At 35.7% G+C, this 22475-nt stretch carries 17 protein-coding genes; 3 read left to right on the plus strand and 14 right to left on the minus strand.

The features are described from left to right. Nucleotides 1-724: 724 nt before the first annotated feature. The 3 genes from AA637_RS07055 to cas12k all read right to left on the minus strand — a co-directional run bounded on the left by AA637_RS07055 (nt 725) and on the right by cas12k (nt 3960). Nucleotides 725-1267 (minus strand): transposase, encoded by a 543-nt coding sequence (locus tag AA637_RS07055; protein ID WP_446684545.1) that lies wholly within the window; start codon nt 1265-1267, stop codon nt 725-727. Continuing rightward, nucleotides 1267-1563 carry a transposase gene (locus AA637_RS07060; RefSeq protein WP_446683781.1) on the minus strand — a complete coding sequence of 99 codons (297 nt, stop codon included), beginning with the start codon at nt 1561-1563 and terminating at the stop codon, nt 1267-1269. The genes AA637_RS07055 and AA637_RS07060 overlap by 1 nt, the downstream gene beginning before the upstream one ends. Nucleotides 1564-2076: 513 nt before the next feature. Next, the gene (gene cas12k, locus AA637_RS07065) at nt 2077-3960 is read right to left on the minus strand and encodes a type V CRISPR-associated protein Cas12k (RefSeq protein WP_446684080.1); all 1884 of its coding nucleotides are present in this window, start codon (nt 3958-3960) and stop codon (nt 2077-2079) included. A 65-nt stretch (nt 3961-4025) separates the two neighbouring features. Here cas12k and AA637_RS07070 point away from each other — a divergent pair, with 65 nt between their 5' ends. Continuing rightward, a complete protein-coding gene (locus tag AA637_RS07070) occupies nt 4026-4454 on the plus strand; it encodes a MerR family transcriptional regulator (RefSeq protein WP_446684465.1) in 429 nt (142 codons plus the stop codon). Between the two features lie 35 nt (nt 4455-4489). Here the strand turns inward: AA637_RS07070 and dcm are convergent, their stop codons facing one another. From dcm to AA637_RS07105, 7 genes are all read right to left on the minus strand, one after another. Then, complete coding sequence (gene dcm, locus AA637_RS07075) at nt 4490-5488, minus strand: DNA (cytosine-5-)-methyltransferase (protein WP_446684466.1); 999 nt, start codon at nt 5486-5488, stop codon at nt 4490-4492. Next, nucleotides 5476-6897 (minus strand): protein NO VEIN domain-containing protein, encoded by a 1422-nt coding sequence (locus AA637_RS07080; RefSeq protein ID WP_446684467.1) that lies wholly within the window; start codon nt 6895-6897, stop codon nt 5476-5478. Before AA637_RS07080 ends, dcm begins: the two co-directional genes overlap by 13 nt. Next, the gene (locus AA637_RS07085) at nt 6897-7961 is read right to left on the minus strand and encodes a DNA cytosine methyltransferase (protein WP_446684468.1); all 1065 of its coding nucleotides are present in this window, start codon (nt 7959-7961) and stop codon (nt 6897-6899) included. The genes AA637_RS07080 and AA637_RS07085 overlap by 1 nt, the downstream gene beginning before the upstream one ends. A gap of 79 nt (nt 7962-8040) precedes the next feature. Next, nucleotides 8041-8520, minus strand: a complete 480-nt coding sequence (locus AA637_RS07090) for a TniQ family protein (RefSeq protein ID WP_446684469.1) — start codon at nt 8518-8520, stop codon at nt 8041-8043. Beyond that, complete coding sequence (locus AA637_RS07095) at nt 8517-9344, minus strand: TniB family NTP-binding protein (protein WP_446684074.1); 828 nt, start codon at nt 9342-9344, stop codon at nt 8517-8519. Before AA637_RS07095 ends, AA637_RS07090 begins: the two co-directional genes overlap by 4 nt. A 9-nt stretch (nt 9345-9353) precedes the next feature. Next, nucleotides 9354-10862: a Mu transposase C-terminal domain-containing protein gene (locus AA637_RS07100; protein ID WP_446684073.1), complete on the minus strand. Its 1509-nt coding sequence runs from the start codon at nt 10860-10862 to the stop codon at nt 9354-9356. A gap of 43 nt (nt 10863-10905) precedes the next feature. Next, nucleotides 10906-11031, minus strand: coding sequence for a hypothetical protein (locus AA637_RS07105; RefSeq protein ID WP_446684072.1), 126 nt, complete (start codon nt 11029-11031; stop codon nt 10906-10908). Between the two features lie 686 nt (nt 11032-11717). Here AA637_RS07105 and htpG point away from each other — a divergent pair. Further along, nucleotides 11718-13676, plus strand: coding sequence for a molecular chaperone HtpG (gene htpG, locus AA637_RS07110; RefSeq protein ID WP_446684470.1), 1959 nt, complete (start codon nt 11718-11720; stop codon nt 13674-13676). A gap of 166 nt (nt 13677-13842) precedes the next feature. On the opposite strand, the gene AA637_RS07115 is transcribed toward htpG, so the two are convergent. Beyond that, entirely contained in the window at nt 13843-15582 is a 1740-nt protein-coding gene (locus AA637_RS07115; RefSeq protein WP_446684471.1) for a M61 family metallopeptidase, read from the minus strand. 148 nt (nt 15583-15730) lie between these two features. Then, nucleotides 15731-16423, minus strand: a complete 693-nt coding sequence (locus AA637_RS07120) for a Crp/Fnr family transcriptional regulator (RefSeq protein WP_446684472.1) — start codon at nt 16421-16423, stop codon at nt 15731-15733. Nucleotides 16424-16622: 199 nt separating this feature from the next. On the opposite strand from AA637_RS07120, the gene sat reads away from it, so the two are divergent. Beyond that, nucleotides 16623-17789 (plus strand): sulfate adenylyltransferase, encoded by a 1167-nt coding sequence (gene sat / locus AA637_RS07125; protein WP_446684473.1) that lies wholly within the window; start codon nt 16623-16625, stop codon nt 17787-17789. Between the two features lie 21 nt (nt 17790-17810). Here sat and radA read toward each other — a convergent pair whose 3' ends face one another. Both radA and AA637_RS07135 read right to left on the minus strand, forming a co-directional pair. Beyond that, nucleotides 17811-19394 (minus strand): DNA repair protein RadA, encoded by a 1584-nt coding sequence (radA, locus tag AA637_RS07130; protein ID WP_446684474.1) that lies wholly within the window; start codon nt 19392-19394, stop codon nt 17811-17813. 524 nt (nt 19395-19918) lie between these two features. Beyond that, entirely contained in the window at nt 19919-21892 is a 1974-nt protein-coding gene (locus tag AA637_RS07135) for a dynamin family protein (RefSeq protein ID WP_446684475.1), read from the minus strand. Nucleotides 21893-22475 lie beyond the last annotated feature (583 nt).

Here is a 22475-nt window from a genome sequence, read left to right on the forward strand (position 1 = left end):
TTATCATGGTTACGGGGTACAAAATGATTCCCCTAAATCCCCCGCAAATTCGGGGGACTTGAAAATAATAAATGTATCTCATAATTATAAAAAACGCTATAGTATATTTTTAATTAACTTCCAAATCGTATTATTCCCAAATCAAAAACCCCTGTTTCATTTGCTGGAATTGTAAACTCTGTACTTAAACGAGGATTTGTAAATAAATTGAGGCGATAACTTCCTGGAGTTAAACCCATGAGAACAAAACGCCCCATGTACATTAACAAATTATTTGTCATCGGTAACAAATTAGTGTCGTCTTAACAAAATAAATGACGTGATAACAGATTAATGTCGTCAAGGCACACGGAGAGACTCGCTTTCAATTCTCTAAAAGAACTCCTCCTTGCTGGGAAGTGATTCGCTAACCGCTGGAACAGGATATCTGCATCCTTGTTGCTGAGAGTGCTCTTATTTTCTCTATCCGAAGATAGACAGCATCGGGACAATCAGTTAGCAGGAGCAGAAAGCAAACTTTTAATTCAAAGTAAACTACTCCAAATTTTCGTAGAACAGAGGTCACTAAAACTTGAACTACGGCACTACAGCTATTATAACCTTATAAGCCATATGGTAAGCCAATAGGACTTATAGAAGGTATTTTGCGATTTCAACGCAACTACTAGAAAAAAAACAACCTTGGCTTTACAACTTTCAATCCCTATAGAACCCATTTGGTATCTTAAGAAGCAGTGAGTCTTTTTAAGAGTAGTCGAATAAAGCATAAGTTAACTTTCTGGGTAGAATTAAATAAGGTTCTTTCAAAGTTTTTGACTAAATTTTTACATCTTTCCATCCAGGCATTGGATCTTTCAATAATCCATCTTGCTTTGACTACCACGAAGCCCTTTTTTCTTTCTAACTTTTTCTGTTCAGGAGATATTTTGGGGGACTTTTCAATACGAATTTTTCTTCCAATTTGTGGATAAATTTTCTCTAATTCGGCCATGATAAAGCCAGGATGATAACCTGAATCGACCAAAATTGTAATTTTATGAACATTCATGGGTTTGCGACGAAAATAATCCATATGGTTGGTTAACATCATGATTAATCCTTTATCATCAGAAACGTTTGCCTTTGTACAACAAGTGAAAAAAGGAAAGCCGAGGCTATCTACGGCTAAATGTCTTTTAATACCATTGGTCAGTTTATACCTACAGAATCCTTTACTCTCTACCCCCGCATTACAAGTATTTTGTACTGCTTGAGAATCAATGATTATTAATCGAGTCCAAGTAGATTTTTTTTTACTTTTTCCCTTAGTTGCTTATGAAGTTCACACATCACTATTTCAAAGATTCCCTCCTTTTTCCAGTTTTTATAATGCCAGTAAACTGTTGAATAAGGGGGTAAATCTTTAGGCAAATCAGACCAATTGCAGCCATTTTTGAGCTGATAAAAAATACCATCCCAAATCTGCCTTTTTGACCATTTTGAGGGACAAGTTCTTTTCTTTTTTGGCAACAGAGGTTTAATTATTTCCCATTCTTGATCACTTAGACTGCTAGAGTAAGCCATTCTTCTATTTCTCTATGTTTTCATCTCAATATTCTACTAGATACCAAATGGGTTCTATAGAAGGTATTTTGCGATTTCAACGGCTTATACTTCAAAACCTTGTACAACAAGGCTTGTAAAAGCAGTTTGCGTAAACCCCCCTTAAAAATACTATAATTCTTATCTTTCATAGAATTTTGCATTTTTCTAAAACGCTATTACCTTTGATAGATATAGGTTTTAGCAATTGCGTAAGGCAAAAATACGAAATTATGTAACTCGTACATTTGATCTAAACGTCAAACAGGGACTCCTCCTTGATTGGAGGTGATTTGATAACCACTACATTGGTAAACCCATAGTCTTATTGCTGGGAGTGCCCCTTGTTTCCGCACTTGATTCATTGCGCAGCATCAGACCGAGTAGTTATCAGGGACAGAAAGTAAACTTATTATTTAAGTAAACTACCCCTCATTTTCGCAAAACAGAGGTCGATAAAAACTTGATTTACGGCACGATTTGATTTATTCTAGCTCAAAATTTTGTGTTTCGGGGAATTTTACCCTCAGTAATATTCTGTTGGATACTCAAAGCTAACTGTAGTGCTTTATCAGTAAATGTTCCCTGTTTAGGCTGTTTGCCCTCTCTTACGACAATACCTACCTTGGCGGAATTAGCCTTAATATTATCAATTAATCGACCATAGCTCCACTGATGGACTTGTACACGGTAATCTTTGGCATATTTTTTTTGCCCTTCTTTATACTCAGGTATTCGCTCCTCAGCCCTAGCTTGTACTTCTGCTTCAGTAATTGATCGCATCTGGCTTAATAGAGGAATGATGATTGTTGAAACTTTATATTCTTGAGCTATTTTGAGAATAGATTTAGCAATGAGACGATCAACGTATTCCCCCAAATTAGATTCCCCTTTCTGTTGAAAACTAGCTCTTTTCCTTGCTTTATGGTTCTGGTGATTCAATTTTTGCTTTTCATTTCTTCTTCTTCTTAGTAGATGATAGTTATCTCCCAACAATTGTTTAATGTTACGGTATAAAATTGCTTTCCCTTCACCAACGTTAACAAGAGCAAGGGTAACAGATTCTTGTAACCCCATAGCGACTCCAAGAAAAAGATTCGGATTACCCTGATAAATAGGTTTACCGGGGCGAGGGAAAATATTATTAAGTCGGGCAAGAGTTGTTTCTTTGCGTTGGATAAATTTTTTTTGAGTATCCCTTAAATCATCTTTTTCTTTCATCCCGTCAATAATATTTAAAACTTCCTTTTGCTTTCTTTGAGCAACTACTTGTGTACCTTCAACAGTCCAATAGTCGGTGTCTAAAGTACAGTGTAAATAAAGTTTATGTTTATCCCATAACTCCCCTTTTCCGTCATCTTCTTTCCAAATAATCATCGCTGAACGCAGAGTGAATAAAGCACTAGAAAATTGATTTTTGTTCGCCTTTTTCAATTCTTGATCTTCGTAGAAGCGCTGAAAATAAGGAAGTTGACGAGAATCACAATAAATTTTAAAAGTATGGTCACTTAAACCATTAAATCGAACATGGAGGCGGTTTTGATCACTTAGACTCCATTTCAAATCTTCATTGGTTTCATAAATGACAGGATAAGGAATAGAAGGGGAATTTTTTTTCAGAGCGGAAAACCAACGATCGCACTGAGCTTGATTGAGGGGCATCGTAGTAGAAGCAAGAGAAGCAAGAATGAGAGTATCTAACCACTTTTGCTGATTTAAGTCTCTGCCAGTGGGAGCAGAAATTTCTATTTGTTTTTTTAGTTTATGAACCTGAATCTCTACTTTCCGTTTGAGTTTCTTGTATTTTTTTTCAGTTTCTACTTTATTGTCTGGGATACTAGCACCATTTTTGATTAGATAAACGATCGCCCCTTGAATCCGAGGATCGTTAGTTGCTTCATACTCCTTAAATAACTTATCAACAATACGCGTGTGAGAAAGAGTGCTATCAATCTCATCGAGAATCTTTTTGGCTTGATTTTGTAACTTTTCCCAAGAACCATCAAAACACTGGAGAATTTCGGTATCAGGTTTCAACATTTCTAACCAGCGAGTATGTCCTTGAAGTCTGAATTTATTTTTATCTTGTATCGTAAACCAAGACTCATAAACATAGTCAATCATCTTATGGACAGAAGCGTAAAAACGAGATGGTTGTCCTTGAAAACGTTTATCTTCCTTTAGTTCAGCAATTTGTTGAGCAAGAAAATTTTTGGGCAGTTTTCCCTTTTCTTTCCACACAGAAAAATCGGGATGTTCTGCTATTCTCATGAAGATTTCATTGATCAAAGGAGTATTTTTCTGACTCATCAACATCCAAAGAAATTGACGGGTATCAGCAGAAGCAACCAAACGACATTGAATAGTGATTAGACTCATAGCATCGACAATAATGTTTAATAAAACATATTTGTATAATAACAAATCATTTTATAATTGTTGCTATGAAACAGGAAGTATTTTTTAGTAGCAAAGATATATCAAAGATTACAGGGTGTTCGCTCCGACAATTACAGTATTGGAGGGATAAGGAAGTTGTTGTACCTTTTATTGGTGCTTCGGGTACGGGAAAAACAATCTACTATTCTTCTGTGGAGTTGGTGGAGGTATCAGTAATGGTATATCTCCTTTCTGTGGGGCTAAATCTGGAGATGGTGCAAAAAATCCTCAATGATTTGAGGGCAAAAGAGCCTGATTTTACTGATAGTGGTTGTAAAAAGCGTTTTATGGTAGTAGCTGGTGATGGTACTGTTGATTTATTGCCTTATGAACAGGAAGGGGCGATCGCTCTTTTGGAGGAAAATAAAGGAATCATTCCCCTTTGGATTGATCAAATTCATAAAATTTTAGAAATCAAAATTAATCACTGTTAATATTCTTAGATTAATTGTAGTTAATAAATTTCATTTTAAGCACACTTAAGAGAGTATTTTTGTTTTTCTTCTTCTATTATTAAGTTAATTATTTGTCCTGAAATATGCCACATCAGCACTGGTGGTACTGCATTTCCTATAGCCTTATATTGACGATTTTCTGAAACAACATTTAAGATAAAATCATTTGGAAATGACTGTATTCTAGCTGCTTCTCTGGGGGTAAAACGTCTATAAGAATCATCTTGTTTTAAAACTGGATCTGTGCTATTCAAACTTACTTTAGCTAAATGCGAACTTATAGTATTACACGGTTGATTTATATTTTGAACTCTTCCTTTATTCATGATTTTTTTTGCCTTCAGCATTCCCTCAATTGCTTTTTGACTAAAAAAATATTTATCTTCTATTTCATCTTCTAAAACTAACTTTAGGGGAATTTTTTCATTCGTTGTTGTCCGTTGAGGAAATTGAAATTTAAAACAATCTTCAAATTTTTTAAATCCGATAATAAAAACTCTTTCCCTCTTTTGCGGTACACCGTAATCGGAGGCATTCAATACTTGATAAGTTACGTGATAACCAACTTTTTGAAACTCTTGGATAATCAAAGGAAAAGCTCTTTTTTTATTAGCGGATAAAATTCCTTTAACATTTTCAGCTATAAAAAATCTAGGTTGTTTCTCTTTTAAAATTCTACAAATTTCAAAAAATAATTGACCTTTTTCATCTTTAATACCTAATCTAGGGGGATTTTGAGCAACCACAGAGAATGATTGACAAGGAAATCCTCCTACTAAAATATCGTGGTCGGGTAAATCTTTTTCATTAATATTTTTAATATCCGCAACAAGACAATTATGGCTAAAATTGGTGTTATAAATTTCAACGGCATAAGAATCATTGTCAACGGCATAAACAATTTCAGTTGGTAATTGATTATAAGTTTTGTTTAAATATTTAAAATTACCTAGTATCCCTAAATCCATTCCTCCACAACCACTAAAAAGCGATAATACTTTTAATCTCTCCATAATAATAATTCCTCCTTTCGAGAATATTGTTCCGTAAATTTTATATCCACACCATCTTTGGGTGTCATCTTTATTTTGTTTGATTTGTATAATCCAACAGGATCTTGAATTAAATGTAATTCTCGATTTATTTTAGAAATAGCAAGTCTATAAACAAAATATCGATCATTTAAAGATTCTGCCGTACTCCATTCATTTGGTGTTAGATGAAAGTTGAAAAAATTAATTTTTTTATTACTAATTGTTGTTTTAACTTCTATGTATCTTTTTGTTTCGTCAAGTTCTACCGATTGAATATCATAACCAACTGCAAATTGTGTCGGTATTTTTTGTATTAAATGAAGTAAATCTTCCCTATTTCCTAATTTAATCCTCATTTTTTCATGTCCTAAAACTAAACCTTCGCCAAAATCTCCAATTTCTTTTGTTTTTATTTCTTGTCCTTGTTCAAGTTTAGTGTGAAAATCACTGATAGATTCTAACACTAAATCTTGATAGCTAATAGGATCAATTCCTAAATATTTATATAAATCTGTTTTAAAAATTTCTTGATCTAATTTAGAATTTACAAACATAAACCAAGCATCATTTAATAATTTAATATCATTAATTATTAAGTTTTTCTTTTGATAAAGTGGAAGATAATCTTCAAAGATTGTTTCATTTTTAATAAAAGCAGTAATTACTTCTTGGTTATTATTATTGAGATAAAACTTATTGCCATGACAAATAAGTAAATCACCAACAACCATATAATCTAAAATATCACCTGCATATCTAATGACATCCCCCGTCCAATCATAAGTAAGATTCTGTTTTCTATTATGAATAATTAAATGTGCAGTATTCTTTGGTTTTCTTCTTTTGTTTCTACGGATTACTCTTAAATCATTAAAGATACAATGAGTAGCTTCTGCTTTATCAATATAAAACCTACCTTGAGTTATTTTTTCTCCTTCTTGCAAAACTTTAATTATATAGCTGACGGGTTTAAATAATATTCCTTTATTTATATAATCCAGTGCTTCATGGGGTTTAAGATAGCCCCCTGGATATTGAAAATAAAATAAAAAATACTTAAAAAATTCTACTAAATCTTGATTTAGACTAAGTTTTAAAGCTAAATTAGAAGGCTTACTTTTTTTCTTGATGGAGTCAGTTTCAATGAAGCCAAAAAAAGAAGAAATTTCTGTTCTCCAATTGTTAATAGTTTTCTCTGTTTTACTGGCATTACCCGGAAATAATTTGATAGCTTTATTCATCGCATTTTTAAATTGATCACTGGGCATTTCAGTTAAGTTACTTAAGCAATTAGCCATATAAATTAAGACATTTTCGTTATCGTTTTTAAAACGAGGTCTGATGTGATGAAGTCGATAAAAATTATCATGTGGTACTTGATACATCATTATTTATTTTCCTCCAAAAAATTATAAATAGATTCTGCTAATGCTTTTGCTAATAGAGGAGGTACAGCGTTACCAACTTGTCTATTCTGATCTGTTTTATTCCCTAAAAAACGAAAAGAATCGGGAAAAGATTGTAATCTAGCGTGTTCCCGAACGGTGGGAACTCGATCGTATTTATAATGAAAATAATGACGATGTCCAGTATCTATAGTATTACATGGTTTTTGACTGTGATACCTTGTCCATGCAATATTAAAATTACGACTTCTCTGTAGATTTAATGGTAAGTCTTTATAGTTACCTCCTTCAGGAACAAGTTGTATTGTTTTAATTACTTTTTCTGTATGTCTTGTGCCAATGTGATTATAGACCATATCACAATTATCTCTCATTTGTTTTTGATATTCTGATTGTGGTTGTTTAGCATATTCCATCTCTTCATAACCTATATCTCCCACTAAAGGAGGTAAATCAGATAAAGCCATTTCACAAGTAATATAATTTGTTTTCTCTAATTGAGGAGAAGGATAAGTGAATTGTTTGTTATATATATTGCCCACAAAAAAAACTCTTTTTCGTATTTGAGGAACGCCATAATCTGAAGCTAGTAAAATTTTATCTTGGACATGATAGCCCAAAATGTTCATTTTTTCTTTGAATAATTCTTTAGCTTTACCTTTGTATAAATTAGTAAAACCAGTAACGTTTTCAAGCACAAACATTTTCGGTCTTAAATACTTTACAAATCGAATAAACTCTAAAAACAAATTATTTCTATCATCTGTAAATTCTCTTTTTCCCGCGATGGAAAAACCTTGACATGGTGGACCACCGATCACTAAATCTATCGAGCCATATTTTTCAATTATTGATTTCGGATTAATATTTCTTATATCTTCATGCACAATACTAATATTAGGCTTATTAAAATGAAGTGTTTCTAATGCTTTTTTATCACTATCAATTGCCAATTTTATTTCAAATTTATTAGTTAATTCAAAACCATAGCTAAGACCTCCACAGCCAGAAAATAAATCTACAACAATGTATTTTTTGTATTTCATTTGTTTAAAACTATCTATTTCCTTACATCTTGAGTGATTAGAACAACGTCATTTATTATACGCTGATTTTTTGCTAGTATTAATCGTGCTTCATTTCAGCAAAAGGAGTAAAACATCTATGACACCAACCATCAATCCATAGACTAGGAATCTTAAATCTAGCACCACAATGGGGGCATTCCGATAATAGTTTTAGTTGATGCCGATCGCAACTATAAACCTCCTTATACTGCCATTTCATGCGATGATAAGGCTTTTCACCATAACAAGCCGAACAAAGACGGATGGGAGTCATTTTCATCGGTGCAGAAGGACACATCATTTGTAAGGTTGCTACATCCACTTGTATGACCGCACTTAACTTTTCCAACTGTTCAATGGAAGGAGGGGGATTAAAACGGAACTTTTCCCAACGGGCGATCGCACTATATAAACCAGTTATTTCACCCAACCCAGAAACAGTAAGCACATTCTCCCTTCTAAACCTTCCCAGGAAATGACTAATACTTTCATCCTCATAAGGTGTTACGGTAAACCACCAAGGCTCAATTTCCATCATTTATACTCCTGTACAACTTCCTTTAAAGTGTCATAATCAATCTTGTTAAGTCCCTTCTTCAGAGAACGAATCGCAGCATCACGCAAAACCATATCCATAATGCCGATGTAACCCTGAGTCGCCTCTCCAATCAATTTCAACATCCTTTTATTCGTTAAATTAGAAGCCACAGGTAGCTTCAACACCTGTTTCTCCCAAATGTTGACAGTACGACTAAATTCTTCTCCCCCTAACTTACCAAACCGATAACAAGCCCGAAAACGATTATAAACTTGCTCATCCTTTTTTACTACCGCATCCAAACGATCTGTACCCACAAGAACAATCGCAATATTGAGATGATCAAAAATATCCCGAATTTCGGCAAAAGTCTTTGGTTTACAGCGATCTGCCTCATCAAAAATGATCATCTCTACACCACATCCTTGCAATACTGTCATCGCCCTTTTTCTGATTTCAGCTACCGTACCCTTAGTCATCTGATACTTGAGGTGTTCAATAATTCCTTGAAATAAATCTTTTGCTCCACATTCTTGGGGTACTTGTAAATAAATTACTGGAACTTGAGGAGGTTTACCCTTCTCTTGAATTGGCTTATGTCTCAAACGATAAGAATTACACGCAATAGTTTTCCCCGTACGAGATTCCCCCACCACTCGACAAGACTGTTTCGATTGACGCTTACTTTCCAACCATTCATGAAGTATCGCAACTTGCTCTAAACTTACCACCGTTTTACCCTCTAATCTTTTGATCTCCTCCTGTAGATTTGCTTCAGGGACATCAATCTTACCCAATTGTTCTGCTACATTTTCCGCTTTCATGGCTAACCCCTAAAAATCGAAATCTTCTTGTAGTTCTTCATAGTCAACAACCTCCACCCAATGATCATCAGAAAAACCAGAAGGCTCATCTTCTAGTTCCGTTGTTTTCAAGACAGGGGAAGGTATGGAAGGCTTGACTCGTTCTTGTTCCTCTTTCTGTCGTTGTTTTTTCGTTTTCTTCACTGTAAAGTTCGAGCGTTCCTCTACCTCCATCAAAATGCTACGATTACTCAAACTTCTTCCAGCATTTCTTACTCTTTTAGCACTAGCTTTCGCATCGATCAAGGATAAAGACTCACACTCTAAATCCACCGCATAGGCACGAGTCAGGAAAACCTCTTTATTATTCTCACGACGATATACTAAAATGCTTGTAATATCCCTAGGGTCATAGCGAATGATGATAGTTTCTCCTTCATAACCTGCGAGATATTCTCCCTTATAAATCAGATTTTCAAATTGGAGATGACCACCCTTTTGCACTCTTCTCCGTGACTGTTTCATTAAGCAAATATCTAACTCTCGTTCAGAAAGAATATGTGGCACAGAAAGTAATCCAGCTTCCCAACGCACAAAACGAGTTTGTTCTCCCATACGAGCATCAAGACGTTGATTGTAGTTATCCACAATGTAGCGGACAATTAGTTTCTCCAAATCTTTCAACGTTAAACAGGCTTCCTTTTCCGCATCCTCTGGACGTTCTTGAACATTACCACCTGTATATCCTGGTAAAGTAGAAAATACCTCCGTGTTCAAGGTTTTAAAAGGACGTTCTACCACACCACCCTCACTAGGGCGACTGCGTAAATGACAAGTAAAACCTAACTGTAAGCTGATTTGTTGAAGATGATTAGAACGAAAATCTTTACCGCCGTCAGTGTAAAAATACTCAGGTTTACCATAAGTTCCCCAATCCTCGTGTAGTCCATAGTCAGAACTATAACTTTTGGGTAAAATAGCGTGACGTAGAGCCAAAGCAACCACTTGGGAACTAGGGGCATCAAAACCAAGATGTATACCCATAATACAGCGAGAATAAGTATCTATTACTGTGGTTAGCCAAGGTCTGCCTAATAATTCACCAAATTTATCTACGAGAAGAATATCAGCTCGAGTATGGTCACATTGCCACACATGATTACTATACTCCACATTAATATCTGTCCCTGCTCTGGTGGATACAGCTAACCTTGTACCTCTCCACCCCGGACTTCTAACCCTTTTCTTATTTTCTTTTTCAGCAATAATTGGATTGAGGATACGATACACCGTCATGTGAGAGGGAGGGTTGATACCCCAATTCTCGGCTTGAGCGAATGCCCGTAAATAAACTTGCTTGGGAGTAATTCTTCGACTACCTTTATTGCCTTCCCGATAAGTCTTAACAATAAAATCCTGCAATCGTCTATCAATTCTATAAGATCCCTTATCTGCTCGATTATTTTGGGCGATGCCATGCAAACCATCTTTTTCCCATTGTTTGACATATCTTTGGATAGTGCGAACTGACTTATTCAATTGGATTGATGCTCGTTTTAACTTTTCCCCATAAGTTTTGCGGTCACGAAGTGGCAGGCTTCGCCTGATCGCACGGCTCCAGTAAGTCTTCAATGACATCAGCTATTTTCTGTTCTTCGGGAGAGAGTTGAGTTATTAATTCTGGTGCATCGGAAAATTGGTCATCCATCCCCATAACTCCTACATAAATGTTTTATTAATACATAGTAGATTAATACTTATTGTACGACATACAATTTGTTAATGACCACTTTTCAAACAAAAAATCGCCTAATTGAAAGGCGACATATAATTTGTTATATTTCAGGAAAACGACACTTAATTTGTTAACTTAATCTGAAAGACTGTTAAACCTGATTTAGGAAGAATATAACTGACAATACTTGATATGCAAGGATTTGAAGGGTCTTAGTTGTAGATGACACTAATCTGTTATCACGTCATTTAATCTGTTACTGTACACATTTGGATAGGTTTTAATAATTTGCTCGAGTATAGTAATAATTGTATGAATTATTTTTTGAGCGGATAAATTTATCCTTTTAAGATTCATTATCTCGGAAAGTGACAAAAGAGGGATAACAAACAATTTTGGAGCCTGATTATCAAAATCTCTGCTACTTAGTCTGCCCGTGAATATAGTTTTTAATGGAAATATGATGGTAAAAATCCTCATGACAGTTCAATGTTTTATGATGAGCTTTCGTTATTTTCTAATCGGTAAAGTTAATTGCTCAAACTTGATTCGGTAAACCACATCTTGAAAGGAATAGACAGGGTGTGACATGATAAAAACTAGCCACAATCAACAGGCTGTTATAGTTATTCGATAAAAATAATAAAAAAACATCATCTATGAGCAACGTATTAGAAAAGGGTAATATTTCCATCCATACCGAGAATATATTTCCCATTATCAAAAAATCCCTTTACACTGACCATGAAATTTTCTTAAGGGAATTAATTTCTAACTCCGTGGATGCTATTTCCAAAGCAAAGATGGCATCTTTGGCGGGGGAATTTAGTACAGACTTACCTGAGCCTGAGATCATCCTATCCATTGATAAAGAGAAAAAAACCCTCTCCATTAGTGACAATGGTATTGGGATGACGGTGGAAGAAGTTAAAAAATATATTAACCAAGTAGCCTTTTCCAGTGCCGAAGATTTCATTACCAAATATGGCAAGGATGCTAATGAATTAATCGGACATTTTGGCTTAGGTTTTTATTCCGCCTTCATGATAGCCAAGCAGGTAGAAATCGATACTTTATCATACCGTGAGGGTTCAACCCCCGTCCATTGGAGTTGTGATGGTTCGCCCGAGTTTGAATTAACGGAGTCTTCCCGCACCACTCCAGGCACCACTATTACCCTAACGGTTTTAGATGAGGAAACGGAATATTTAGAAGAGGCAAGAATTAAAAACCTTGTTAAAAAGTATTCTGATTTTGTTCCCGTGGCTATTAAGATGGATGGGGAAACAGTTAACCGTCAAAAAGCCCTTTGGAAGGAATCTCCCCAAAATCTTACTGATGAAGATTATTTAGAATTTTATCGTTATCTTTATCCTTTCCAAGAAGATCCTTTATTATGGGTACATCTAAATACTGATTATCCTTTCTTGCTCAATGGTATTTTATACTTCCCTAAATTAAGACCTGATGTTGATGTTACCAAAGGGCAAATTAAGTTATTCTGTAATCAAGTATTTGTAAGTGATCATTGTGAAGAGGTTATCCCCGAATTTCTTATGCCTTTGAGGGGGGTAATTGATAGCCCTGATATTCCCCTTAATGTGTCTCGTAGTGCTTTGACTAACCATCGTACCGTGAGAAGAATTGCTGATTTTATTACCAAGAAAGTGGGCGATCGCCTCAAGTCCTTATATACTGATAACAAGTCAGAATATATCCGTTGTTGGGAAGACGTTGGCACTTTCGTAAAATATGGTGCATTGAGAGACGAAAAATTCAAAAAACAAGTAGAAGACTTAATCATCTATCGCACCACCTACCAAGCCGATAAAAACGCCGAAAAACCCAAAGTAGAAATCGACTCAGGGGATGACGCATGGGCGCAAGTAGAAGAAGAAAACAATCAACCCTTTGTCACCCTCAAAGAATATCTTGAGAGAAACAAAGAGAAACACGAAAACAGCGTCTTTTATTGCACCAACCCTCAAACCCAAAGCACCTATGTTGACTTGTACAAAAACCAAGGCATTGAAGTGCTATTCATGGATTCTTTCATCGATACCAACTACTTCATTCCCTTCCTCGAAAGAGAATACAACGAAGTAAAATTTTCTCGAGTTGACTCCGAGTTAGACTCTAGCCTAGTGGAAGAAGATAAAGCCAGTGACATTGTTAACCCCAACACTAACAAAACTCGCTCCGAAGAAATCAAAGAGATATTTGAAACCGCTATCAATAAACCCAAAGTAAATATCAAAACCCAATCCCTCAAAGCCGAAGCCCAAGAAGAAACTCCCCCCGCCATGGTATTGTTACCCGAAGCCATGCGCCGCTTCCAAGAAATGACAGCCATGATGCAACAAAGGGAAATGAAATTCCCCGATGAGCATATGTTGGTGATTAATACCTCCCATCCCCTCATCGAAAATATCTATCAACTCAATAAAGGGGCGATTATTCAAGGTAGCGGAGAATCCAACACCCAAGAAATGGTTAACATGATGTGTCAACACGTCTATGATTTAGCCTTAATGGCACAAAGGGCTTTTGATGCCGAAGGGATGACGGCTTTCGTTGAGCGCTCAAATAACGTCTTAACCAAACTAACCCAGCGTTAATTTTTGGTTATTTATGCAACATAAATATTAATCTTGTAGGGTGGGCAATGCCCACCTTTACTATTGTTTAGAGATATTAAAAATTTTAAAAAAGCATTTTATTCCTATAGATAAATAACTATATAAAATGAATCATAAAAAATCAGAATTTTAAAAAATTTAGGGATTATTCATCACCAAAAAAATTAGCAAGTAAGGTGCGCTGATTTTCATTCAACTTATCCATTACCTTTAACTGATAACTAGTAACCTTTGGTTTAGCCAACTTCACCATCAAATTTTTTAACTCATCTTGATGAAATATTGTCACCTCCACTTCATCTCCCTCCTGATAATCGCTTAATCTATCCCCCAGAGTCTCTAAAGTAACTCTAAATCCATCCATAGCCAGTAACTCATCCCCCGCCTCAATGCCTACCATACCAGCAGGAGAATTGGCATCCACAAAACTAACCTTATCAATCACCCCCTCCTTTTGTACTAATATCCCTAAATAAGGGTGACTATCCTTCGCTGCTTTTCCTTCCAAAATTAACCCAAAAGGCTCTAAAAACTCATTAAAAGGTAGTTCATTAATATTATTTAAATATAAATCCCAAAACTGAGTTAAATCTTCACCTGCTATCTCCTCAATAACACCTTTTAACTCTTCCTCGGTATAACCAATTTCATCCACTCCAAAACGTTGCCACATTTCCCGCATCACATCATCAAAAGACTGTTGCCCCTTGCTATTTTTGCGAATAATTAAATCTAAGAATAAAGCAATAAACTGCCCTTTGAGATAATAAGAAATTTGATTATTATTGCTATAAGCATCACGGCGATATAACTTAATCCAAGCATCAAAACTAGACTCCCTTAAGGGTTGGATATGTCTGCCCGGGATAGATAAATATTGACTAATATCCTTGCTCAGTAAATCTAGTAAAGTTTTGCGGGAATAAACCTTGGCACGATAGGGAATCAACATATCATAATAGCTGGTGATACCCTCACAAAACCACAGAGAAGCAGTGTAATTTTCTTGACTATAATCAAAAATTTCTAACTCCTTGGGGCGAATCCTTTTGACATTCCACAGATGGAAAAATTCATGGGCAACCAACTGCATAAAGCGGTTATATTTATCTTCTTTACGAAAACCAAAACGAGGATAGTTCAAAACACAACAGTTTTTATGCTCTAAGCCTCCAAAACCACTTCCCGAAAGATGTAATAAAAAGAAATAATCTTCGTAGGGTAAATCCCCAAATAATTCTTCCTCTTTTTCAATAATTGCCTTAGTATCTTTGATTAATTTTTCTTTATCAAGATTACCTTTGCCCCAAGTTACCCATTGATGGGGTTTATCTGATACTACAAAGTTATCAATTTCTTGAGTACCGATTTCAAAGGGGCTATCAACTAAAGTATCAAAACAGTCTGCACAGAAGGTATTATGACTAATTTTTAGTAAAGAAGTTGTCACTTCCCAATCTTGATGGGGTGGTACGATGGAGATAGTATGAGGAATGTACTGATATTCTGGAATATAAAAGAATAAGGCAGCACCATTAAAATAGCCATGGGTACTATCTAAATGATTAGTCCTAACGGTTAACTCGTTAGCATATATTTTATAACTTATTTTTACTTCCTTGGTGTTTTTTGCTTCTATTTGCCAATGATTTTTTGATTGTTTTTGCCATGGAATCGGTTGATGTGTGGTTGCGTCCGTGGCTGAAAATTCTTGTAGATTTTTAGAATATTCCCTGACTAAATATGAACCTGGTGTCCATACGGGCATCATTATATCAAGTATTTCTTGTGTCCAATTGGTGATGGTTAAATTTACCTGAAATAGATGTAATTCAGGATTTTCCATGGACACTTGATAGTATATGTCTGGTTGTTGGGTATTCATTTTTATGTGATAAATAGCAGTTTCTTTATTTTAAAGCTATCATTTTGATTCGTAAAATGCCCCAATTTTATTGAGAAAGTATCGTCAACACAAACTAAATAAGGTGCGCTGAGTAAAACAAAAATTATATCTAAATTCAGCAATGCCATTATTCATTACCCAATTGACCGATAATATGATGAAGTTGTTTGATATTGGGAAGAAACATAATATTAAAGTCGTTATCGAGACTGACTAAATTTTTATGTTCTAACTTACTCATATTTTGTATACATTCTTCTAGGGATAATAATGCTAAATCGGCTAAATCTTGGAGATGAAAATTATAAATCTCAAACCCATTTTCCATGGGTTTACCATATTTATCGGCTAAGGAAATTAAAATTGTTACCAGCCTTACTTTGCTAGTTTGTTGATAAAAACGATAATATTCTTGAGCCTCTATTACTTTACTCACCATGGATTTTAGGAGGCGATTTTGGATTTGAGCATCTCGGAATAAAACTTGAATAAATCTTTGGGCGGAAATGGTAAACATTTCTACGTCAGAAATGCTGATAACTTGACTATTAAAATCACCGCTACTGAGAATCCCTATTTCTCCTACAAAACCCCCTTTTCCAATAATTTCGATGGTGATGGGTTGTCCGCCATAAAAACGTTGTACTTTTACCCAGCCCGAAGCGATTAGATAAAAACAACTACCCCAATCATTTTGGGAAATTATGGTTTCTCCTCTTTCACAGTTTTTGGCTTCTAGTAGTTTTATAACTGATTCTAGGGTTTCATCACTGAGGTTATGAAAAAGGGGAAAAAGCTCGGCAAATTCTTGCGTCTCCATGGAGTATTGATTAAAGAATAGTTTTTTCTTTAAGAGTTTAGGATTTCTGCATTTTACTTGATTTTTTACTTTTGGGTCAACTATTCTTGATTATCTGCGGGTGAAATCAGGTTTAGTGATGGGGTTACAAGGGTTAGAAAAAATGGTCATTGCTTGATAGGATAAAACGTGACTAAATTTTAACTTTTATTGAAATTCTATGACTAAAATTGAAGAAACCATCCCAGCCCATGGTGGTAAATTAATAAATAGGTTGGCAACTACGGCTGAAAGAGATGAGTTTATGGCTCAAGCTGATAAACTGCCCAGAGTGCAACTTGATGAGAGAGCGACTTCTGATTTGGTCATGATTGCGATCGGTGGTTTTAGCCCCCTCCAAGGGTTTATGGCACAGGATGACTACGAAAATGTAGTAGATAATATGCGCCTTAAAAATGGCTTACCTTGGTCTGTGCCTGTCACTTTATCTGTTACCCAAGAAGTAGCAGAGCCTTTAAAAGAAGGTGGTTGGGTACGTTTAGATGATTCTAATGGTAGATTTATTGGGGTTTTGGAACTTACTCAAAAATATCGTTATAACAAAACCCATGAAGCGGTTAAGGTTTATGGTACTGATGAGGATAAACACCCCGGGGTAAAGGTGGTTTATGAGCAAGGAGAGATTAATTTAGCTGGCCCTATTTGGTTGTTAGAAAGAGATGGTCATCCTCTTTTCCCTAAATATCAAATTGATCCTGCTGAGTCTCGTAAGTTGTTTGTAGAAAGAGGCTGGAAAACTGTGGTGGGTTTCCAAACCCGTAATCCTATCCACCGCGCCCATGAGTATATCCAAAAATGTGCATTAGAAACTGTTGATGGTTTATTCCTCCATCCTTTGGTGGGGGCAACCAAAAGCGATGATGTGCCTGCGGATGTGAGAATGCGCTGTTATGAAATTATGATGGATAGATATTTCCCTCAAAACAGGGTAATTCTTGCCATTAATCCTTCTGCGATGCGTTATGCGGGCCCTAGGGAAGCGATTTTTCATGCTTTAATTCGTAAGAACTATGGTTGTACTCATTTTATTGTGGGACGTGACCATGCGGGGGTTGGGGACTATTATGGTACTTATGATGCTCAGTTAATTTTTGATGAGTTTGAACCTGCGGAATTGGGTATCACTCCTATGAAGTTTGAACATGCTTTTTATTGTAAGCGCACTGAGCAAATGGCAACTTCTAAAACCAGTCCTTCTGCTCCTGAAGAAAGAGTACATCTTTCGGGTACTAAGGTAAGGGAAATGTTGAGACGTGGAGAGTTACCACCTCCTCAATTTTCTCGCCCTGAGGTGGCAGCGGAGTTGGCTAAGGCTATGCACCGTTAATTTTTGACTTTTTTTGTCGCCTTACCCTTCTCCTGTAGGAGAGGGGTTTTTTTGTTCGGATTCTTCTTCTTGTGGTTCGTCGGCATTTTGGTTGTTAGGAATGGCAACCACGATCGCATCTATGACCCGATTTACACTGATAATATCCAAACCTAAGTCACTGGGATAGGTTTGCCCTTTGGGTACGATCGCCCTTTTAAACCCCAATTTAGCCGCTTCTTTTAGTCTTAACTCCATCTGAGATACTAGGCGCACCTGCCCCCCCAAACCGATTTCACCGATTAAGACGGTGCGAGGATCCACGATACGATCTCGAAAACTGGCCACAATGGCGATCGCCATGCCCAAATCCGCCGCAGGTTCTTCTACTCCCAATCCCCCCGCCGAAGCTACGTAGGCATCTAATTTGGAGAGGGGAATTCCCACCCTTTTTTCCAATACTGCCAAAATTTGCTGTAAACGGTTGTAATCCACCCCCGTGGTAGAACGTCGAGGGGAAGTATAACTGGTGGGGCTCACCAAGGCTTGTAACTCCACCACAATAGAGCGTGTACCCTCCGAGGAGACGATGGTAGCAGTACCTGGTGCTAGTTCATCCCGACTACTCATAAACAACTCCGAAGGGTTTAAAACCTCCACCAAACCATGATCCACCATTTCAAAGATACCGATTTCGTGGGTAGCCCCAAACCTATTTTTTACCGATCTTAACAGACGATGGGATGCGTAGCGATCGCCCTCAAAATATAGTACCGTATCCACCAAATGTTCTAATACTCGGGGCCCTGCGATCGCCCCTTCCTTCGTCACATGACCCACAATAAACAAAGTAATACTCTCCCTTTTTGCCACCTGCATCAAAGCCGAAGTACACTCCCTCACCTGAGAAACCGAACCAGGGGCAGAATTAAGACTCGAATAATGGAGGGTTTGAATACTGTCAATAATCGCCACTTGAGGCTTCAGAGATTCCAACTCCTTCAAAATCTCCTCCAAATCAGTCTCCGGCATCACATAAAGATTGGGAGACGAAGCCAAACTTACCGCCCCCTTTTCTTCCGAATGTTTCTTTTTGGGCTTTTTACCATTCCCATTGTGATTATTCTGTTCCTCCATTTCCAAAGCCTCTTGTGCGCCTACATGAAGACGAGTTGCCCTCAATTTAATCTGTTGCCCCGACTCCTCCGCCGACACGTAGAGAATGCGAGGAAGACGCAAAGATAATTGATTGGCTGTTTGTAACAATAACGTAGATTTACCAATACCTGGATCACCCCCTATCAAAACCAACGAACCCGGTACAATGCCACCCCCCAAAACCCGATCTAATTCCTGATAACCCGATTCAATTCTCGGTTGCTCTTCCTCCGTAATATCAGAAAATTTTACCGAAGCCCGTGGTTTTGCCTCCGCATCACCAGTATGAAATTCACGGGTTTGAGACTGCCAACCAGCCCGACTAAAACTTGTCCCCCCATTATTCGTAGGATTAATAATTTGTTCCTCTAAAGTTCCGTATGTATCGCACTGAGGACATTTCCCAAACCACTGGATAGACTCAGTTCCGCAGGCACTACAGATATAAACAGTTTTGGTTTTAGGCATCAGTCTCCTAACCTATCATATACTTCTCGTTAACTCGATTATGCGCCCAAAAAAAAATTTTTGTTTAAAATAATTAAAAAAAGTTAACAACATTAATCAAATCAGAGGAACTTTAACTATTAGACTCCCCGATGATACCTACCAAAGATTAAAAGATTGGCAAAAATAGAGGTGTTCGTTTTGATAAATTAATGGAGGAATTTTTAAATCAAGAGATCGCCAAGCTTAATATATATTATCATTTTCAAGCTATGATCAAGTAAAGGTAATATTGAACGGGATTTCACTCTACTTGATAGATTGGATATTTTTTATTATGAATATTAACATTAAAGGGCGATCGCAATTAAGTAATGGTCAACGGTGCGATTCATTGGAGACTAATAAATTTGTGATAAATTTGTGAGAACCACAATAAGTAAAAAGACTAGGATATTTATAGTTATAGTTACTCTAAATGAAGATGAAACACTACTAGATTATAAAAGATTTATAGAATAGGGATTTTAGCTGGTGAAACTGTCTCAAAACTCACTTAAATAACTATAATCTAAATTAATTTTTAATTTTCCTAAATATCTGCGTTTTTGTTTAATATCATTTAAAGTTATTTGACTCGACTTTATCATCTCTTGATGAAACAAATCATTTTGCATGATTAACTCTTCACAGATACATATCGATTGTTGAATAACTTGAATGATAATATCTGATCTATCTTGAAAAATAGCGATAATTTTGTCACACACATTATTATAAATATCTTCTCCAGATTCACTAAATTTTTCCCAACCCTTTTCTAAAACTTTTTCTTTACAATCATCGTCAACAAACCAACCTAAAAGCTCTCCAGCTCCAGATCCAAATGCAACTCCTGTTCCAAATGCAATAGGAGTAAGAAGTCCTCCAGTAAATATTGATAATAAACTTGCCACAAATACACCACTTCCAAGACCAAACCACCCAGTATCACTTTCACTATCTTCTTTCGATACAAATAGCTTTAACGTAATGTCTTGTTTCACATTAGCGATAGATAAACTAAATTGATGAATAAGATTTGAGCCAATTTCTAAATCTAAAGACTCAAGATTATTTTTGATTGCATTTATATGATTATTTATATCTTCATCTAATAATTTGATATGGTCATCTAAATATTCAGAAATTATTTTAGACTCAAAATTATCATGAAAATCTACTCCCAAATCTTTAGTAAATTGTTGGGCATAGTCACGCATTTTGCCTTGTTTACTTTTTTCGCTAGAAGTCCATTTCTCGCTATTTTTAACTAAACGATTTGCTAAATTTTCGACCCACTTATCCCAATATTCTAAAACATTTTCAATGGTATCTTCTAATATTAGATTAACCAAAAGACCCATTTTGACTTCTCTACCAGTTGCTTCTCCAATACAATCAAATATTTTTTGTTTATTTTTCTGAGAAATTTTTATTTTCTTAGTAATTAATTTTTCAAATTGTTTTAGTTCTGAATTGTAAAGATTTACTAACCTATTAAGTTCTCGTTTAGTTTGATTGATCTTAATATCACCAAGCTCATGAGTTAAAAATTGCTCCACCGATTGAGTAAAAAATTGAAATGATTTAACGTAATCATCTTTCTTGTTTTCTAAAATTCCATCAAGGGCAGATTGGGCTGAAATATAATGAATACGATTATTACCCGTTATGATTCCGTCTTGCCCCAATAACACTTTTTCAACTCTTTGCTCGACACTCAGACGATCTTTTTCTTTGCGTATTAAGTCAAAAAAATTAATTACAACAAAAATATTATTTGCAGGTTGGGTTTTATTACCGTTATTAACTTGTAATCTGATTTCTTCCAATAATTTTCTCTCTCCTTCTGTCAAAAGAGGATTAGCACTGGTTAAAAAAATTATGGCATCAGTATCATTAATCAATTGCTTAGTAATGCCACTTCTGTTAGGGTGTTCATTTAATCCAGGCGAATCAACAATCTCGACACCATTTTTACATAAAGTTAATTCAGGATGCTCTAAAATAATTTCCTTGATGTTGGAATGAGCTAATTCTTCTGATAATGTTTTTAAATCATCATGATCCAAATCTTCGGAGATACTTACTTTTTGGGAGTATTTTTCAAAGGGTATTTCTTCTTGATGTCCATTTTTATAGCGACAAATTACTCTTTTTTTATTACCATATTTTAAAATAGTGATTTGACCAGTACAAGGAGTAATACTAACTGGTTGTACTTCTTCTGCTAGCCACGCATTGAGTAAAGTGGATTTTCCTTTGCTAAATTCTCCAATGATAGCAATTCTGAAACGCTGAGACTTAATTTCTTGTAATGTTTTTTTAACTTCATTTAATAACTTTTCTGAACTAATACCTTCATTAAATGTTTTATTTATTTGTTGCAATAACATCTTACAGATAGCTTCTAATTCTTGATGTTGTTTTTTCCAAGATTCAAAACCCGAGTAGTTATTAGTTGGCGAAGTAGTCATAAAATTTCTAGATCATTGGAGTTATTGATAACCAAATTTATTATAAACTGATCTTATAAAAGATATAAATAAAAAAGGAGTGTTAACCATGCACTTTCAGTTTCCTCCAGCAATTCAGGCAGGTATAAAAGCAGGTAAGTATTCACAAGTATTGTCTGCCAGTGGAATACCTTTAAGTATGGTTAGAGATTCTTCTACAGGTCAATTTGTAGGTCATGCAGTGGGATTATTGAATAACAACGGGGTGGCATTCAATCCCGTTGTCACACCATTAAATCTAGCTACAAGTGGATTACAAATGCACCAAATGCACAGGGGATTTCAAGCAGTGGAAGCCAGTTTAGGAGTTTTACAAGCAACTACCGCAGTCATTGGCGTCGGTGTTGTTGCTAGTGTCGCCCTTTCTGTTGTCAATTTATATCAAACAATCAAGATTAGAAAAGCGGTAGAAAGATTAGAATTAAGAGTGGAAAATGGTTTTATTGATTTAAAAAGAGTTTTTATCAATCAAGGCTCAGAAATTATTAATCATATCGATCAAGTTGCTCAAGATATGAAATTTGAACAACACCGTTTAATTTTA

Source organism: Cyanobacterium sp. HL-69, assembly GCA_002813895.1.
Classification (GTDB): Bacteria; Cyanobacteriota; Cyanobacteriia; order Cyanobacteriales; family Cyanobacteriaceae; genus Cyanobacterium.